Source organism: Bacillus sp. FJAT-27245 (assembly GCF_001273955.1).
GTDB lineage: Bacteria > Bacillota > Bacilli > Bacillales > Cytobacillaceae > Bacillus_D.
In genome coordinates this window covers 3,768,579-3,785,652 of sequence record NZ_LIGI01000001.1, presented here as the reverse complement: position 1 = coordinate 3,785,652, position 17,074 = coordinate 3,768,579, and the positions used below count along the sequence as shown (strand labels likewise).

The 17,074-nt window shown below is 41.3% G+C and carries 21 protein-coding genes and 1 other annotated feature; of the genes, 14 read left to right on the top strand and 7 right to left on the bottom strand.

The genetic code is table 11. From position 1 onward, the window contains the following. Positions 1 to 403: 403 nt before the first annotated feature. Both ADU24_RS18720 and ADU24_RS18715 read right to left on the bottom strand, forming a co-directional pair. A complete protein-coding gene (locus ADU24_RS18720) occupies positions 404 to 964 on the bottom strand; it encodes a hypothetical protein (protein ID WP_053368054.1) in 561 nt (186 codons plus the stop codon). A 52-nt stretch (positions 965 to 1,016) separates the two neighbouring features. Next, the gene (locus tag ADU24_RS18715; RefSeq protein ID WP_231689642.1) at positions 1,017 to 1,325 is read right to left on the bottom strand and encodes a hypothetical protein; all 309 of its coding nucleotides are present in this window, start codon (positions 1,323 to 1,325) and stop codon (positions 1,017 to 1,019) included. Between the two features lie 133 nt (positions 1,326 to 1,458). On the opposite strand from ADU24_RS18715, the gene ADU24_RS18710 reads away from it, so the two are divergent. Continuing rightward, positions 1,459 to 1,923, top strand: coding sequence for an NUDIX domain-containing protein (locus tag ADU24_RS18710; RefSeq protein ID WP_053368053.1), 465 nt, complete (start codon positions 1,459 to 1,461; stop codon positions 1,921 to 1,923). Positions 1,924 to 1,961: 38 nt separating this feature from the next. Here the strand turns inward: ADU24_RS18710 and ADU24_RS18705 are convergent, their stop codons facing one another. Continuing rightward, complete coding sequence (locus ADU24_RS18705; RefSeq protein ID WP_053368052.1) at positions 1,962 to 2,759, bottom strand: DUF2935 domain-containing protein; 798 nt, start codon at positions 2,757 to 2,759, stop codon at positions 1,962 to 1,964. A 254-nt stretch (positions 2,760 to 3,013) separates the two neighbouring features. On the opposite strand from ADU24_RS18705, the gene ADU24_RS18700 reads away from it, so the two are divergent. Then, entirely contained in the window at positions 3,014 to 3,544 is a 531-nt protein-coding gene (locus ADU24_RS18700) for a GrpB family protein (protein ID WP_053368051.1), read from the top strand. Between the two features lie 83 nt (positions 3,545 to 3,627). Next, positions 3,628 to 3,828: a hypothetical protein gene (locus ADU24_RS18695; RefSeq protein ID WP_053368050.1), complete on the top strand. Its 201-nt coding sequence runs from the start codon at positions 3,628 to 3,630 to the stop codon at positions 3,826 to 3,828. Positions 3,829 to 3,928: 100 nt separating this feature from the next. On the opposite strand, the gene argS is transcribed toward ADU24_RS18695, so the two are convergent. Further along, positions 3,929 to 5,614 (bottom strand): arginine--tRNA ligase, encoded by a 1,686-nt coding sequence (gene argS, locus ADU24_RS18690; RefSeq protein WP_053368049.1) that lies wholly within the window; start codon positions 5,612 to 5,614, stop codon positions 3,929 to 3,931. 41 nt (positions 5,615 to 5,655) lie between these two features. Then, positions 5,656 to 5,876, bottom strand: a binding site (T-box leader). Positions 5,877 to 6,431: 555 nt separating this feature from the next. On the opposite strand from argS, the gene ADU24_RS18680 reads away from it, so the two are divergent. The 3 genes from ADU24_RS18680 (at position 6,432) to ADU24_RS23170 (ending at position 7,709) form a co-directional block, all read left to right on the top strand. After that, the gene (locus ADU24_RS18680) at positions 6,432 to 7,025 is read left to right on the top strand and encodes a YdeI/OmpD-associated family protein (RefSeq protein WP_053368047.1); all 594 of its coding nucleotides are present in this window, start codon (positions 6,432 to 6,434) and stop codon (positions 7,023 to 7,025) included. A 77-nt stretch (positions 7,026 to 7,102) separates the two neighbouring features. Beyond that, on the top strand, positions 7,103 to 7,480 hold the full coding sequence (locus ADU24_RS18675; protein ID WP_053368046.1) for a VOC family protein: 378 nt from the start codon (positions 7,103 to 7,105) through the stop codon (positions 7,478 to 7,480). 79 nt (positions 7,481 to 7,559) lie between these two features. Next, positions 7,560 to 7,709, top strand: a complete 150-nt coding sequence (locus tag ADU24_RS23170) for a hypothetical protein (RefSeq protein WP_156324633.1) — start codon at positions 7,560 to 7,562, stop codon at positions 7,707 to 7,709. A gap of 3 nt (positions 7,710 to 7,712) precedes the next feature. On the opposite strand, the gene ADU24_RS23400 is transcribed toward ADU24_RS23170, so the two are convergent. Beyond that, positions 7,713 to 7,880, bottom strand: coding sequence for a hypothetical protein (locus tag ADU24_RS23400; protein WP_197277531.1), 168 nt, complete (start codon positions 7,878 to 7,880; stop codon positions 7,713 to 7,715). A 116-nt stretch (positions 7,881 to 7,996) separates the two neighbouring features. Here ADU24_RS23400 and ADU24_RS18670 point away from each other — a divergent pair, with 116 nt between their 5' ends. Both ADU24_RS18670 and ADU24_RS18665 read left to right on the top strand, forming a co-directional pair. Then, positions 7,997 to 9,025 carry a GNAT family N-acetyltransferase gene (locus tag ADU24_RS18670; RefSeq protein WP_053368045.1) on the top strand — a complete coding sequence of 343 codons (1,029 nt, stop codon included), beginning with the start codon at positions 7,997 to 7,999 and terminating at the stop codon, positions 9,023 to 9,025. Positions 9,026 to 9,099: 74 nt separating this feature from the next. Beyond that, positions 9,100 to 9,807, top strand: a complete 708-nt coding sequence (locus ADU24_RS18665) for a DNA alkylation repair protein (RefSeq protein WP_053368044.1) — start codon at positions 9,100 to 9,102, stop codon at positions 9,805 to 9,807. Between the two features lie 91 nt (positions 9,808 to 9,898). Here the strand turns inward: ADU24_RS18665 and ADU24_RS18660 are convergent, their stop codons facing one another. Together ADU24_RS18660 and ADU24_RS18655 are read right to left on the bottom strand one after the other, a co-directional pair. Beyond that, on the bottom strand, positions 9,899 to 10,873 hold the full coding sequence (locus ADU24_RS18660) for an aromatic acid exporter family protein (RefSeq protein ID WP_053368043.1): 975 nt from the start codon (positions 10,871 to 10,873) through the stop codon (positions 9,899 to 9,901). A gap of 877 nt (positions 10,874 to 11,750) precedes the next feature. Beyond that, a complete protein-coding gene (locus ADU24_RS18655) occupies positions 11,751 to 12,464 on the bottom strand; it encodes a helix-turn-helix transcriptional regulator (protein ID WP_053368042.1) in 714 nt (237 codons plus the stop codon). Positions 12,465 to 12,874: 410 nt separating this feature from the next. Here ADU24_RS18655 and ADU24_RS18650 point away from each other — a divergent pair, with 410 nt between their 5' ends. From ADU24_RS18650 to ADU24_RS23160, 6 genes are all read left to right on the top strand, one after another. Beyond that, a complete protein-coding gene (locus ADU24_RS18650) occupies positions 12,875 to 13,240 on the top strand; it encodes a RidA family protein (RefSeq protein ID WP_053368041.1) in 366 nt (121 codons plus the stop codon). Positions 13,241 to 13,256: 16 nt separating this feature from the next. Continuing rightward, positions 13,257 to 14,429, top strand: a complete 1,173-nt coding sequence (locus ADU24_RS18645; protein WP_053368040.1) for a trans-sulfuration enzyme family protein — start codon at positions 13,257 to 13,259, stop codon at positions 14,427 to 14,429. A 6-nt stretch (positions 14,430 to 14,435) separates the two neighbouring features. Then, on the top strand, positions 14,436 to 14,651 hold the full coding sequence (locus ADU24_RS18640) for a hypothetical protein (RefSeq protein WP_053368039.1): 216 nt from the start codon (positions 14,436 to 14,438) through the stop codon (positions 14,649 to 14,651). A 35-nt stretch (positions 14,652 to 14,686) separates the two neighbouring features. Further along, positions 14,687 to 15,091, top strand: a complete 405-nt coding sequence (tnpA, locus tag ADU24_RS18635; RefSeq protein ID WP_053367090.1) for an IS200/IS605 family transposase — start codon at positions 14,687 to 14,689, stop codon at positions 15,089 to 15,091. A gap of 520 nt (positions 15,092 to 15,611) precedes the next feature. Then, complete coding sequence (locus ADU24_RS23165) at positions 15,612 to 16,511, top strand: zinc ribbon domain-containing protein (protein WP_156324579.1); 900 nt, start codon at positions 15,612 to 15,614, stop codon at positions 16,509 to 16,511. A 197-nt stretch (positions 16,512 to 16,708) separates the two neighbouring features. Continuing rightward, positions 16,709 to 16,855: a hypothetical protein gene (locus ADU24_RS23160; protein ID WP_156324632.1), complete on the top strand. Its 147-nt coding sequence runs from the start codon at positions 16,709 to 16,711 to the stop codon at positions 16,853 to 16,855. Positions 16,856 to 17,074: the final 219 nt, after the last annotated feature.

Below are 17,074 nucleotides of genomic sequence, written 5' to 3'. Positions count from 1 at the left end.
ATAGATTTCCGGTTTTTAGTTTGGGGGATTTCCAATTTGTTTTTGGTAATAGAAGAAAGGTGAGGAATAAATGGGGAAATTCAGTTGGTATGCCAATAGGAAACAGATAGACGGAGGCAGATTAATTTATTGTTAATACTATCCTATTCACGGAAAAAAGGACGTTAACGGAGCCGTTTTCACCTGGGATGAGGGCTGCCTCTTTACGTCCAAGCAAGACATGCGAGTTCAAAGGATTCGGTATCAGTTGCAGCCATTTCATTAGGTATCTGGCCTTGGCAAACCTCAAAAAATTAAAATCTGAAAAAATTATATTGCACTATAATGCAATATATTCAGAGATAGGGAAGGGAACGCAGTCGAAGGATTAAAAAATGCCACAATAACAAGCGGAGAAAAAGGATCATGGTTCCCTAAGTCTTCTATAAACCAAAAATACTATGGGTAGCACTAACCCCAAGCCGCTTCCAAGCAGCCATTTGGATATTCCCGCACCGCCCGATTCCAAGTTGACTATTTTTTCGGGGTTTTTTCCTGCACCAAGAATCTGCAAGTCTTCCGCCGCATTTTGCAAAAGCTTCGTCCGGTCACATAAGCCTGTTTCCAATTTGTCCGGCTTTCCGGATGCATAAACCAAATAGTCATTTCCCTCAATTAAATTCGCTCCGCAGCTGGCTGTACCTTTCGCGGTCGTCACGATCATGTGGCTTTGGCTGGGGCCTTTCCAGACAGATTTTACTTCGAAAATAATAGTAAGCGGGTAAGCCGAAGACTCAGTAAACAGGTTGAAGTTCCGGTCTTCAATCTTAAGCACTTTACCTGAAAATACCGCAGTTTTGTTTTGCAATGCGGTTTCGACGGGCTGCGGGCCAGCACATGAGCAAGCCGCTACTTTAGTTGGCCCGCCAATCCAAAACGAACCGGCAAAAAGCAAAACAGCTACAAAACAGAACAATCTTCTCATCCCCATCACCTCTTAATAAGTAGACGGTGTGAGGAGTGAAGATGTGGCAAAACTATCGAAACAGCCTTAACCAGCCTGGATAGTCGTATTGTCCTTCTGAGATTTGGGAAAAATGGCCCATGAATCCCAAGTGGACGATTCCGTATTCATCTTTCGTTTCTTTTGGGGCGGGGGCGTAAGTTGAAAAAATAAAGAAATTAATCCGTTCAATCCGGACTGAGTCTGGGATGGGGATGCCGGTTTCTTGCCGGTCAAACGCAATGTAGTCCTTCATTGTGGGGTTTGTCAGCAATGAAATAATGATAATAAGGCCAAAAACCGGCCCGAAAACCGAACCTACTCCAAACATTCTTTTTCCCAAAAAAACACACCTCCTTCTCAAGATATATTCGACTTTTGTAAAATAAATCCTTTCCCTCCACTCTTTTAATTCAAAATAATGTAAAATAGAAGAATACAAATTAACAAGTGTTTAACAAATTAGGGGGATATGCATGCGTATTAGGAATTCAGCAAAAGCGGTTATTATCATGGATGAAAAGATCTTGCTAATAAAAAAGCATGATGGTGAGGGAGACTATTACCTTTTCCCGGGAGGGGGTCAGGAACACGGTGAAACACTTCATGACGCAGTAGTGAGAGAGTGTATTGAAGAGATTGGCCAGCCTGTTGAAATTGGGGAACTGCTATATGTCCGTGAATACATAGGAAAGAACCATGAATTTTCTTCAATGCATGTTAATTTTCATCAAGTCGAATATTACTTTGCATGTAATCTCGTAAATGGCGTATACCTCAACCAATTACCATCGAGCCCCGACGAAAATCAGGTTGATGTAGTGTGGCTGCCACTTAATCAATTGCCCGAGTGTAACGTATATCCAAAGGAGCTTAGATATCACATAATCAAACATGCTAGAAACGAGAAATCTCCGGTTTATTTGGGCGATATAAATTAAAGGTTGAGGATAAAGTTCCTCAACCTTTTTTATCACTTTCACTCTTTTAAACGCGGTTTTGCAGGATCGCAGTTTGGCTTTTCAAGGTTTGCCGATTCACTTAACTTCATTAAGTAGTAGCATTCTTCACGGAACATATGGTCCGCCATCAGCGGGGCGAATGTCCCAAGTGCTTCCTTGCTTAATCGAAGCTCCTCGATTTCCTCTAAAAATTGCTGGAATAGCACGATTTCCAGCTTCGCTTCGGTGTTGAACCTGGCCAATGCCGGGAATTCCTTTAGGTTCGTCCGTAAATAGCCAGCCATTTCCACTGCCTTCAGGTAGAACTGTTCAAAGTGCTTCGTAAACGTATCGCTTTTCTCTTTTAAGCGTTTTTCCACACTGTCCAAATTTGAAGAAATCGCTCCGGAGTGGCCGGCCGCGTCCAGCAGCCAAAGTAGATGATGGTGCACTTCATGGTACAAGGGGGGGATTTCGCCTGCCCTCAAATGCTTAAGAATTCTTGCATATTCTTCAAGTTCATTCACCATATGATTGATGAAGGTAGGGGGTAGGTGGATTTTTATTTTCCCGGCAAGATGTTCCCGCAATAAATCTAGTTTGAACTCCCGCAGCCTAAGCACTTCCGCTTCAGCAGTGCCTGCAAGCTGCATCGGGTTCGCTGTTCGTGCCTGAGCTAGAAGCGTATCAAATACCTGTATGAATCTCGAAGACTCCCGGATCTCCCTAGTTTGGACGGGTGTCAGTGCTTCATGGATAAACCGCGCATGATCGCCCAATATTTGAAGCCAAAATAGATGTTCATTCCTTGCTGTCTTTTGAAAATCAACAGCCATTTCGGTCCCCCCTTTAAAATCCTATGCCCTATTAATGTGTATTCCTTGTTTACAGGGCTTATGATTTTTCAGGGACCGTCCGTTTTAATGCACGTAAAAACGCCCAGATTTCTCTGGGCACTGGCTATTTTATTTAGTCGGCTATGCACTCCCATTATACCACAGTAAAAAATGAATTTTCAGACTGCAAATAGCCACTTATTTCGGTTACCATGAAGGGACAAAGCTCTTACTGCTGAACGGGGAGGAAGGCTATGAAACTGGGACTTGAGTCGAATGAAGTACGATTGGTGCCGTATGACCCCGAGTGGAAAAACGAATTTACCAAAGTAAAAAGGGAACTTCTACAGCACACAGACCTCCAGGGCCAACGGATTGAACATATCGGAAGCACCGCAATCACAGGGATTCATGCAAAGCCGATTATAGACATTCTCGTTGGAATTGAGGATATCTCATCCGTATCCGATACACTTTTAAAAGGCTTCCGGGACGCCGGCTTTTACCGGCTCCGCGTGGAACGGCCGAACGAAATTGTCTTCGCCAAATTTAGGGACAGCAGCTACCAGATTAAAACTCACTTCATCCATTTGGTTGATTTCCACGGCGTGTTATGGAACAACCTCATCTTTTTCCGCGATTATCTAAACTCGAACGAAGAGGCTAAAAGGGAATACGAAAAGCTGAAACTAGAGTATACCAAGCAGACCTCACAAGGAATTAACGAATACACGGACCATAAGGAAGCCTTTGTTAAAAAAATCTTTGAGTTGAGAAAACGTTAGACTAAGTATTTCTACGCTTAATTAACACTAGGGGCGGTTCAAAAGGCCGAAGTGGTAGAATACAAAACAGAGGKGGGAGCGAAATGGTTATACAAGCGAATATGTCACCAGTTGGAATTGTGGATGTTTGGGAAGCGGCGGCAATTATTTTCGAAAAATATAACATCCCTTTGACAAAACAAAGACTAGAGGAAATCGTTGAAGGAGCTGATCTCTCTTCACTTCTAGAAGAATTAAACGCTGCCGTTGGAAGTTCTGCATCAACCTGTATCGAAGGCGGCTGACACGTCCCAGTCAATAAGGAGTAGTTTACTCCTTCCATAAAGCACTCCACATTTTAAAAGGAAACGCCCAGAGCCATCTGGGCATTTCCTTTTTCTGAAACTACATCTCCTCCGGCGCCTGAATTCCAAGCAGCCGCAGCCCTTCCTTCAGGACAATCGTAACGGAATAGGCTAGCGACAGGCGTGCCTGTTTCTGGCTGTTCTCCTCCAGGAAACGGACCGAAGCGTAATATTTATTGAACGCCCGTGATAACTCAATCAAGTATTTGGCGATTTGGGAAGGATCGTATTCAGCAAAAGCGCGTTTCACCGCTTCCGGGAAGGCCATCAAAGCGGTGACGACCGGCCATGCTTCACGGTCCTCAAGCTGAATTTCCCCCTCGCTCTCGGCAAACTTCCCTTTTCGTAAAAGCGAGGAAGCGCGGGCATGGGTGTATTGGACATACGGCCCGGTTTCGCCTTCAAAGCGAAGCATGTCTTCCAATGAGAATTCAATGTCGTTCATCCGGAAATTTTTCAGGTCGTGGAAAATTACAGCCCCGGTGCCAACCTGTCGGGCAACTTCTTCCTTCGCGGGAAGGTCTGGATTTTTCCTCAGGATGTCTTCGAGTGCCAGGGAAATGGCTTCATGCAAAACCTCCTCAAGCAATACGACTTTCCCTTTCCGCGTCGACATTTTCTTGCCATCCTTCAGCATCATCCCGAACGGAATGTGAACCAATCCTGTTGCCCATCCAAAACCCAACTTTTCCAAAACGGAAAATACCTGCTTGAAATGGAGGGTCTGCTCATTCCCAACAACATACAGCGATTTCGCGAATCCGTACGTTTCGTGCCGGTAGATGGCTGCAGCCAAATCGCGGGTCGCATAAAGAGTCGTTCCGTCCTTCTTTTTGATCAGGCAGGGAGGAAGATCCTCTAGCTCGACAACCTGGGCGCCATCCGATTCGTTGAGAAGCTTCTTCTCTTCCAGCAACTTGACAACCCGGTCCATTTTATCATTGTAAAAAGCTTCGCCATGAGTCGAATCAAAGCTGATTCCAAGCAACTCGTAAATCTTGGAGAACTCCTTAAGCGATTCCTCCCGAAACCATTTCCAAAGTGCAATTGCTTCTTCGTCGCCATCTTCAAGCTTTTTAAAGCATTCGCGCGCCTTGTCCTCAAGCCCGGGATTGTCCTCCGCCTCTTCATGAAAGCGGACATACAGCTTCAGCAACTCCTTAATCGGCTGCTGCTTCACTTTTTCCTCATTGCCCCACAGCTTATAGGCGACAATCAGCTTGCCGAACTGGGTGCCCCAATCGCCGAGATGGTTAATCCGGATCGCCCGGTAGCCGCATTTTTCCGAAATCAGCGCAAGGGCATTCCCAATAACCGTCGAGCGCAGGTGGCCCATCGAAAATGGCTTTGCGATATTCGGTGAGGACAAATCAATTGTCACCGCTTGGCCATTGCCGAGTTTAGCATCACCGTATGCTTCTTTTTCAGAAAGAACCTGCCGAATCACGCTGGCTGAAACAGTGTCCTTCTCAAGGAATACGTTCACATACCCGCCTGCGGCTTCGACCTTTTGGAAAAATGGCGAACGGATTTTTCCAGCCAAATCTTCCGCAATACTATTGGGTGCTTTTCGGAAGATTTTCGCGAGCTCGAAGCAAGGGAACGCCAAATCGCCCAGATGCTCGAACTTCGGCTTTTCAATCATCAAACTGAGTTTCGGCTTCTCCAGCTGGCCATCCAGCACTTCAAAAAGAACGTCCGCAAAACTGTCCTTAAAATTATTCATTTCGTTCCCCTCCCAGAAAAATAAAAAACTCCCGCCTCTGTAAAAGAGACGGGAGTTATATCCAAACCCGTGGTGCCACTCTGCTTGTTTTTTCAAAGAAAAAACCACTCGACTTTGTAACGGGGCCATCCCCGGCCATCCCTACTCGTTTTCAGGAAAGCATCTCCGAAGTGCGCTTCATCATTCGCCTCATGCCGGGCTTCCACCATCTCCGGCTCGCTTCTTTTGGCAAAACAACTACTCTCTTCATCATCGATTTTTTTATTTTGTTATCAATAGTATAGACAAAAATTTGGAAAATGCAACAAGTTTATGGCGGGTCAAAAATTTTAGCAGATGGAAGTGAAAAAAATATCGTCTGCTTAAGGCAGAACTGATAAAATTTTAAAAACGATAATACTATATTGGTAACGTCCATGAACATTAATGGGGGTTATAAAACTGAAGGGAAATAGCCTTTATGAAGCGGATTAAATTCATGTTTAAGCAGTTCTTAAAAGAGCCGTTCTGGTTTAAGCTGTTGATCCTTACATCCTTATTGTGTTCAATTCTTTTCAGCAGTTCATTTTTTTCAGGAAATGTATATTTTCAAGGCCTGTCCAAACTAGCCGCGGCAATTTTTTTCGCGGCCTATGGTTTTAAGTTTCGGTTTAATCGTTTAACTTTCGGCATCTTTATTGCTGCAGCTGTTCTATGTATCTATCTCTCCATTACCGCGTTTTTCTAGAGAGCATAATGGCTATACTGCGAAGGAATAATCAAATAATATTAACTAAAGTCCAAAAGTCACGGTAAGAATCTAAGTGGAGGTCCAGTAATGTCAAATGGCAGATTGAATCTTAAGGTTGATGAATTTTTAAGCAAGGCGACTAAGTGGAAGGAAGAATATGAGAAGTTAAGGGGAATCGCTCTTGACTGTGAGTTGGAAGAGGACTTTAAGTGGATGCATCCTTGTTACACGTTAGAAGGCAAAAACATCGTCTTAATCCATGGATTCAAGGAATACTGTGCGCTGCTTTTTCCAAAAGGCGCCTTGTTGAAGGATCCGCACGGAATTTTAATTCAGCAGACGGAAAATGTCCAGGCGGCACGCCAGATTCGCTTCACCAATATCCAAGAAATTAATGAACAGAAATCCATCCTGAAAGCCTATATCAAAGAGGCCATTGAAGCTGAAAAAGCTGGTTTGGAAGTGAATTTTAAAAAGACTGAGGAATACATCATCCCCGAGGAACTTCAACATAAATTTGAAGAGATGCCTTCCTTGAAAACCGCTTTCGAAGAATTGACGCCAGGGCGGCAAAGGGCGTACCTTCTTTATTTTTCTCAGGCTAAACAAGCCAAAACCCGTGTGGCGCGGGTGGAAAAATATGTGGAGCAAATCCTGGACGGAAAGGGTTTAAATGATTAGCGCGAAGGAATTGCCTGGAGAGTGTTGAATTTATACATAGGGTTCGTAAAAATTCCTAAAGGGGAGCTGAAAAGAATATGATCAATAAACTCGGCCAGGTCATGCTGTATGTGAACAACCAGGATGAGGCAGTGGATTTTTGGACAAATAAGCTTGGGTTTAGCGTAATTGCTGAAGAAGACAACGGGCAGGGATTCAGATGGATTGAAGTCGCACCCAAAAACGGTGGCGGTTCTTCAATCGTCCTCCACAACAAGGAATTCGTTGAGAAAATGTCGCCCGGATTAAATCTCGGTACGCCATCTCTAATGTTTTTCACGGAAAATCTGGAGGAATTGTACCAAGACCTTTCCTCCAAAAATATCAAAGTCGGCGAAATCGTCACAATGCCAAGCGGCCGGGTATTTAATTTTGCGGATGGCGAAGAAAATTACTTTGCCGTGATGGAGAAATAAACGAATATTGATTATAAAACGGGTTTCTCTATTGAACTACAATATAGAGGAACCTGTTTTTTGTTTGGAGATGCGGGAAATGGTAAGGAACAATGAAGAAGTAACACTTCTACAAGAGGTTGTTTCGTCCTCAAGGTTTTTTAAGGCTTCTACGGAACTTGCTGAATTGGCTGCCAAGATTATTAAAGCAAGCGAGGGAAAGAGGTATATAATTCATTTTGGTGTTTAATGCCTATTCCTTCCCGTCTCCCTTTTCAAGCAATTCGATAATCCTATTGTTTTGCTCAACCTGCAATTCGGTATTTCTTTTGATCTGATAAATCCAGTAAGCAAGTACTATCACCATCACCGGGATAACAAGTGCAATCAATAAAGACATCAATCCCATTATACTAGCCATTTCAAGTCCTCCTGCAACTTTTCCTCAATTTTACCATCCCTTAAAGGAGTTTCCCCATACTTTGTTGAAAATTAATACGAGATTACAATTCTTTCAACGAATTGAGGTAAAAGAGCATGACCACAAATAAAACTAATGAAGTACCTACAACTGCATCACTTCGGGAAATCCAAATTCCGGAGGATTATGAGCAGCTTGCGGATCTGCTTAACCTAATTGAACCGGGCTCCACCTCAGCGGCAATGCTTGAAAATGAAGATCGGCAAATCCCCGCCACATCCAATTTGAAACTTGATGAAAATGGCCTTCTTGCAGGATTTGGACGGACAAGGGTCATAGCTGAGACAGAAGATGGCCAAATTATTGGGTACGGCGCTTGCTTTCGGGCACCTTGGGTCGATCCCGGCCAGGTAGGGAGTATCTTTTGTGTTCACCCTGATTTCCGTGGGCAGGGCGTAGGGGAGATGATTCTTTCGTATATTGAAAAATGGGCCACCGATAATAAGGCTGCTGTTTTAACATCAATTGTAATGGATTGGATTGACGGTTCACTTCCTTTTGTCAAAAAGCGAGGCTTTACAACGGACGCCCACATTTATGACCTGGAGCTGGCAATCAACCAATTTGATATTACCCCATATGCAGAAACAGTGGAAAAAGCCGAGAAGTCCGGAATCCGGTTTTTGACACTGGGTGACATGCCAGGAGAGGAATCGGAACGGAAGTTATACGAGTTATTCGCGGAAACAGCGAAGGATAATCCAGGCCAGTATGGAAGCGTTCCTCCTTTTGAACAATGGAGAAACGAGTTTATGCCTGAGGACTCATCACGGAACGATTGGGTTTTCATCGCCGTTGAAGGAGAAAAGCTTGTTGGGGTGACTCAATTATTTTCCACGAAGGATGAGGGGGTCGTTTACACAAACTATACCGGCGTCCGGAAAGACTATCGCGGCCGCGGAATCGCAAAAGCGTTAAAGCTTCTTTCCATTCATGCAGCACTCAAAGAAGGAGCGCATACGATGACGACCGATTCAGAAGAAACCAATGCCCCGATACAATCGATTAATCGCAGTTTAGGCTATCTCCCTGGAAAAGGGCATTACCGGATTGTGAAACGAATTAAAGAAAAGTTGCCAAACTAACGATATGTTTTTGGATTATGGTACTGTAATTAATGGGAAAATAGTTTGAGGAAACTAAAAGGAAGTGCAAATCGTTGAATAAAGAAACAGTGATGCAGGAGCTTGAAGCACTTGGCAAAGAACGAATGAAAAAAATATACATATCCAATGGCGCGCATGAGCCGCTTTTCGGCGTGGCTACAGGCGCAATGAAGCCAATTGCGAAGAAAATAAAAATTAATCAAAGTTTAGCTGAAGAGCTTTATGCGACAGGGAACTATGATGCAATGTACTTTGCTGGCATTATTGCAGATCCAAAAGCTATGACAGAGTCGGATTACGATCGCTGGATGGATGCGGCTTATTTTTACATGTTGTCCGATTTTGTCGTGGCCGTAACTTTATCGGAGTCGGACATTGCACAGGATGTTGCGGATAAATGGATATCAAGTGGTGAGGACCTGAGAATGTCAGCGGGTTGGAGCTGCTACTGTTGGCTTTTAGGAAATCGGCCGGACATTGAGTTTTCCGAAAGTAAGATTTCCAACATGCTTGATAGTGTAAAGAACACGATCCACGATGCCCCGGAAAGAACGAAAATTGCTATGAGTAATTTTTTATACACCGTTGGACTATCGTATTTGCCGCTCCATGAAAAGGCAGTCGAAACCGCAAAAGAATTGGGTATAGTAGAAGTCAAGCGGGACAAGAAAAAAAGCAGTTTCCTAAATGCATACGAACGTATACAAAAGGATGTCGATAAAGGAAGGATAGGTTTTAAACGCAAATATGTAAGGTGTTAAAATTAAAGCGTTCTTAGAAAAAAACACGGGGCAGATCCCTTAGCATAGTAAGCCGAGAATCCTGTCCCCGTGGCCATTGAAAAGATGATGGCTAGCCTCTGTAGTTAACGTTTACTTCATTACAAATATTCTTCTTGATAATTAAGTAGTTCTTAATCTCGAAATTTAAATAATAGAGATTTGCTCTAATTTCAAATTCTTCCCTTGACTTCGGTAATTCCATTTCACGTATGGACTCTTCGTATTCCTCTAATTGTTTTAATGCAATGGTTGTATCTCCTGAATCAACATGTTGACTGATATTGAGAAATATATTAGCAAGCATTCCTTTTTGTTTTACATCTAACTTTGACGAAGAAACAATGCTTAGAATGTCTACCATTTGTTTTAGGATTTCCAGTTGATCCTCTCGCATTTCGAGATAATAATAATCTTTATTTTCTCTCCTTAACAGATGATTTTCTACATCTTGTATAACAATGTTTTTTGCTTGATTAAGGAGATTTTCTACTTCAACTAATTCTTTTCTGTCCCAGTTCCGCTCACTTTTCTTTAGATATAAAGAGAATTCGTAAAGAATGACGCTAAATTTATGTTCAATTTCTTTTTTATATTTTTCAATTTCATTCTTAAAGCTTGGCATAATGCTGTTTACGATTAAGGCGATTCCTGTACCGATGAAAATAATATAAAGTTCATTCAATAAGTTTTCCAGACTGGCTTCCTTCACTGTATAAATATGTAAAACGATAACTATGCTTGTGACAAGACCCTCCAGTATACGTCCTTTAATAAGGAGGGGAACAAACAATAAGATAAATAAAGTTAAGACAATTGGATAATATCCTAATAGTTCAAAACAGATGGAACCAAGAATTAAAGATAAAAGAGATGCGAAAAACTTTTTCTGAATGGAATGTAATGTCCTTTTCTTTGTCTTCTCAATACACATAATGGCGATTATGGCTGCAAATGATGCAAATTCCAAGTCCAGTAAACCAGCAATCCAAATTGCTAATCCTGCCCCTATTGCAGTCTTAATTGTCCGATATCCCATTCCAACCATAAGTACCACCTATTGTTTTCAATATTTTCATTAAACCAATAAATAATTTTAACATAAACTCATGGGGACCTGAAAGCTATTGGACAGGTGCCTAACAAGGCGCATGGATTAAACTGTAAGAAGCAATAGCGGCATTTCAAAAATGGTGCCGAAAAGGATTGCTTAGTGTCCAAAAGACTTTATGACAGCAGACCGGGTCAACTACCCCACTGAGATAATGCGTTTCAGTGGGGGCTTGAGTTAGAACTCTAGGTCTTTTCGTCTACCACTAGACAGAGTGACGCTCTAGAATTCATGTCACGTTACGGTGACACCCCAAGTAATTTTTAGGTCGGTACTGGCAATGGACGATTGTTTACCCACTTGCACCCTCCCTGCTGTGAGTTAAGGTTCCCCGAATGATACGGCGAAGTCATAGCCTTGCGAACTATGTACTGCAAGCCCCGGCACAAATGCGCCCGATACCCTGGATGGCTGACACACCCACTAAGCCATGCACGAAGCAACAGCTTTACGTTTTCGTACGTTTAACACAGTTGGAGTTTTCACTTTGATGTTTTCCTGAAATTCAGCAATGGATCGATTGGAAGCCCGCAAGTGAATGATTATTATGAATTCGCTGGCCAACCCTCTGAAAATATCCTTTTTCAATGGTGGTTTCAATTAATGGCCTCGCTGATTAATATTGTTGCCCGTCAGCTATGATTTAGTGAAAAACCTCATTTAGGATACTCATAGGAACTGTAACCTATACTTCGTGTGCAATAACGATTATTTTCCAAAACGAAAAAGGGTCAAGCCTTCCTGCGTAAAAGCAGAACGGGCTTGCCCCTTTTTGATAGCTCCGAATCCTTTACGAAAAGCTATATATTCTAATTTAGTTTTTTTCCCTTTCGATTATTTTTAAGTATCTGTACACACTGGGTTCAGATACATTCAATAATGTGGCTACTTGCGATACGGCACCTTTTAGTTGAAAAATGCCTTTCATATATAACTGTTTGATGATTTCTATTTTTTGCTCCTGTTTTAGGATTATATTTGGATTCAAAAGGGATGGATCGACGATTGAGTGAACAACCTCTTCAATAGAGTCTGAAAAATATTCGATCATTTCATGTTCCGGTTGTTCCAAAATTGCTTTTCGGCCGGAAAAAACCGTTTCATCGGCAGCAGGGAGGATCATATTTAGTTGAGTTTGGACTAAACCAAGAATATCATTGGCAATTTTTCTATGCTTGCTGGCATCAAAATTGATACATAGCATGCCAATTAACTCATTATTTTCATCTTTAATAAAATAGGTTGAGCCCCTAATTTCGGTCCCTATTTTTGTTAATCCTTTGTAGTTTGTTATATAGTCCCTATCAAGATACGTTTTTTCCTGCATCATATTAAGCGCGAGTCCTGTTAATGGGGCATTGACTGTACGTCCACTTATGTGGCTATTTGAAATGGCGCCAACATAAGAACGGCCTTTCTCGATAATGTGTAAAATGACTTCATAGTTTTCTCCAAGAACTGTACCCAAAAATTCGACTAATTTTTTGTAATGATCGATTATTTCTTTTTTCTTACTCTTATTTGTCATAATATTTTCCCTCTACTATAATAATAGGTTTTCATCGTACCCGTAGAACTAGGTGAAGCAATAAGGTTCATCATCACAACAAGTGTTTTACGAGGTGCAGATTACCGCTCCAATCTTTTTGTATAGAAGTTTTTTTATACACCAGCGCTTAGGGGCGGCGTTGAACCAGTAATAACCGCTTTACTTAAATTTATCATATTTAGATAAATTTTCCGTAAAAATCTCTAATATCTTAAATCCAACAATTCCTATCTATATAATAGTATACTAAATGATTTTGCAATGAGTTTTTACAAAAGTATGAGAATTTTAAAAATATTTTATCAACACTATAAATTTCTATTGTAAGCAATTTCGCTTAATAATATAATTTTATCAAAGTAATAAAAAATTATAAAGAGGTGCTTTTAATGAAAAAGTATCCAGAGGCAATTGGTCCTTATTCGGCGTACCGTAAAGCGGGAAATTGGATTTATACGTCTGGACAGCTTCCAATTGACCCAGAAACAAACGAATTTCCCAGCGATAAAATTGTAGATCAAACGAGACAATCTCTATTAAATGTTAAAGCGATTCTTGAAGAGAATGGCTGTTCGATGGATGATGTCATCAAAACGACAGTTTATTTAAATGATATGAATGAATTTAGTACCATGAATGAAGTTTATCAGGAATTTTTTATTTCACCTTACCCTGCAAGAACGGCTATTGCTGTCCGGAAACTTCCAAAGGATGCTTTAGTAGAAATTGAAGTTGTTGCAATACGGAATAATTAAAAAGGAGACTAAGATTATGAAGCTAGATACAAAATTAATTCACGGTGGCCCATTAGTAGATAAATATACTGGAAGTTCGTCTATTCCTATTTATCAATCGTCCACATTCCATCAGGAAAACTTTGCTGAATCACAAGAGTTTACTTATGCGCGTTTTGGCAATCCAACAAGAAAGGCGCTTGAGGAAACGATTGCTTGCTTGGAATTTGCTGAATATGGATATGCCTTTTCCTCCGGTATGGCCGCGATTTCGGCGGTGCTGCTTAATTTTTCACATGGTGACCATGTAGTCCTTTGCAAGGATATATATGGCGGAGCTTATCAACTGGTAATAGAAATGTTTCCGAAGTATGGAATTGAGTACTCTTTCGTTGATGAAACGGATCTTTCTGCTTGGGAAAAAGCGGTTAAAGAAAATACGAAAGCTTTTTATATCGAAACACCTTCTAATCCCCTGTTAACGATTACAGATATTAAAGGGGTTGTGGCGCTAGCGAAACAGCATAATATCCTTACGATCATCGACAATACATTTATGACGCCAATCTATCAAAATCCAATCAAACTTGGGGTTGATATTGTTATCCATAGTGCGACGAAATTCATTAATGGCCATAGTGATGTAGTAGCTGGAATGGTTGTTACCAATAATGAAAGGATTGCCGATATGTTATGCAAAACACAAAAAATGTTTGGCAGCATGTTGGATCCGCATAATTGTTGGTTAGTTTTAAGAGGGATAAAAACAATGAAAATCCGTATGGAAAAGGAAGTGGAAAATGCCGAATTTATAGCGAATGAACTTCAAAAACACAGTAAGGTGAAGGCTGTTTATTATCCGACCCTTGCCAACCATGAGGGGAAAGAGATCCATTTTTCACAGGCTGGCAGTGGGGGAGCTATCTTAACTTTTGATTTGGGCAGCTATGAAAATGTAAAAACCTTCTTTGCAAATGTATCACTTCCAATTGTCGCTGTTAGTTTGGGAGGGGTAGAATCGATATTATCTTACCCGTTTACAATGTCACATGCTGTTGTACCTGAAGAAGAAAGAATTGCTATGGGGGTGACAGAGGGATTAATTCGCCTAAGCTGTGGAATTGAAGATAAACATGACCTTTTAAACGATATATATAAAGCGTTGGAGCCTATTAAAAAAGGACAGTCCTTACAGAAAAAAATAATGTAAAAAATCGTGTTGATCAGATTGGTAAAACTTATCTATGATGCCGATTCAAAGGTCATTTTGGGTGGGCAGGTTGTAGGGAAAAAAGGAGCAGTACTTCGTGTAGATGTTCTTGCCACGGCTATTTACAATAAAATGACCAAAAACAAACAACCGCAAGCCCCTGTATTCATGCATAGGGTAAGGTTGTGGTTTATTTTTTTCGAACAAACGTTCCTGAAATAATTGTATTCGTTTTATCCATTTGATATAATAGAAGTATGAAAAGTCTAATACAATATAAAAGTAATAATAACGTTGTATATTCATGTAAGTATCATGTGGTTTGGTGTCCTAAGTATCGACGGAAGGTGTTGGTSGATGGAGTAGATGAACGKCTTAAATCTATTCTAATGGAGGTTGCTGCCGAGACGAATTCGGAAGTAATCGAAATGGAGATTATGCCTGATCATGTTCATCTTYTCGTTGAATGCGACCCGCAGTTTGGCATTAATAAACTAATTAGAATGATGAAAGGAAGAAGTTCCCGCTACCTCCGCAGCGAATTCCCGTGGTTAAAAAGTAGAATYCCTTCCTTATGGACGAATAGCTACTTTGTTTCCACTGTAGGCGGTACTACGCTTGATGTCGTAAAGCAGTACATAGAAAATCAAAAAGGAGTGTAAGGCCATGGCTGCACCAAAAGATCGGACTCCCTCTTTTATTGCCACGATTCGGCTAAAAACGGATACGAAAGCAGGAAAACAGCTTTTGGTGCTGTCAGAATGTGCTCGACAGCTTTACAATGCCTGTCTCGGGGAAAGTTTGAAGAGACTGAAAGCGATCCAATCCAYTGAATTGTATAAAGAGACRATTCAATTATCCAAAACTCTCGAGAAAGAKATTGAAAAACGCCGGGCAAACTTTGCCTATCTTAATGAAACCTTTGGTTTTACTGATTATTCGATTCAGTCGTTCGGRACAAAAACGAAAAATGATTCAAAGTTTATTGCGGAACATTTAGGGACACACATCTGCCAAAAAATCTCTACAAGAGCCTTTAAAGCGGTACAAAGATTGGCCTTTAAGAAAGCGAAAAAGGTAAGGTTTAAACGAAAAGGAGAGTTTGTCTCTTTAGAGGGCAAAAACAACAAAACCTTTCTTWCCTATTCCAATGGTTATCTCTCCGTTGGGAAGACCCTATCGTTGAAATGCCTGATCGACCCCAAAGACCAATGGATGCAGCACGCTTTAAAGCAAAGGATAAAATATTGCCGGCTGATTAAAAAGGAAGTTAAGGGGAAAAATCGGTTTTATGTCCAACTAATCCTGGAAGGACATCCCTTTCGGAAATATCAATTAGGAAAAGAAAAAGTCGGGCTGGATATCGGTCCATCCACAATCGCGATTGTCGGGGAATCCAAAGCCGAGTTAAAGGARTTTTGTGAGGAAGTCGTTTATCTAGATAAAGAAAAAAGAAAACTACATCGCAAGTTAGACCGCCAACGCCGGGCAAATAACCCAAACAATTACCACAGCAAYGGCGTTGTGAAAAAAGGGAAAAAGAAATGGACCAACTCCCATCATTACATCAAGACCCGTTCAGCATACAGGGAACTGGAACGCAGGATAAAAGAAGTGAGAAAACAGCTCCATGGACGGGATACGAATCAAATCCTTCAACTAGCCTCCTCCATCCAAACAGAAAAACTCTCGTATAAAGCATTTCAGAAGATGTTCGGCAAAAGTATTGGCAGGAAAGCACCAAGTATGTTTTTGAACATGTTAAAGAGAAAAGTGAAATCGCAAGGGGGAATGTTCAGRGAATTCCCTACCTACTCCACAAAGTTATCCCAGTCCTRTCATTGYGGWGCAGTGAAGAAAAAACGACTAAAAGAGCGTTGGCATAGTTGTGAATGCGGCGTTGAAGCACAACGCGATTTATACAGTGCATTTCTAGCCAGGTTTGTCACAACAACCAATCGTCTGGGACTGGAACAGGCGAAAAARRAATGGGATCGATTTTCCATGGTCCTGGATGAGTGTATAGCAAAAATGAAAAAAATGAAGTCAGAAAAGAAGTTCAATCCTACATTTGGATTATAAACAACCTTTGAGAATRGGTTAACTCTCTCGGTGCAGACGTACCCCGAAACGGTCAATAAGTTGTGAGTGGCAAGGAAAATCCGAGCCCATGTAAATAGTCCTGTTTCGATTATTTGCATTAGAACGATTTCGGCTGTCGAAGCCTTTTAGACCAAATTGAAGTTCTTCTTCTGGGTTTTTTCCAGGAGAAGGAAGAGATGAGGTTGATTAAAGGTGGAACCCCCTCCATTTATGGATGGGTGAGCGTCAGAACTGAAGAATTAGGGATGCTGGACCTTTGTTATGCGCCACCATTCTCCAGAACATGGGATGCCCTTAATGTGGCGGGAAATGTATCAAAATAATAGATAAGTAAATTGATAACTTATAATTGGAAAGGATAAACGATTAGTTAAGGGATGGAAAGTATTAAGGCTCATCTTTTCGTCAATTGCACAACAGAATAAATTTGGCGAGTGGCTGTTCGCCTCCTGCCAAAGGTTTGTAGAAAAGCATTGGGATTGAGGTGTTCCGGTGCATTTTTCACTTAATCGTTACGTTAGTGTTTTTCCAACACAGAAAAA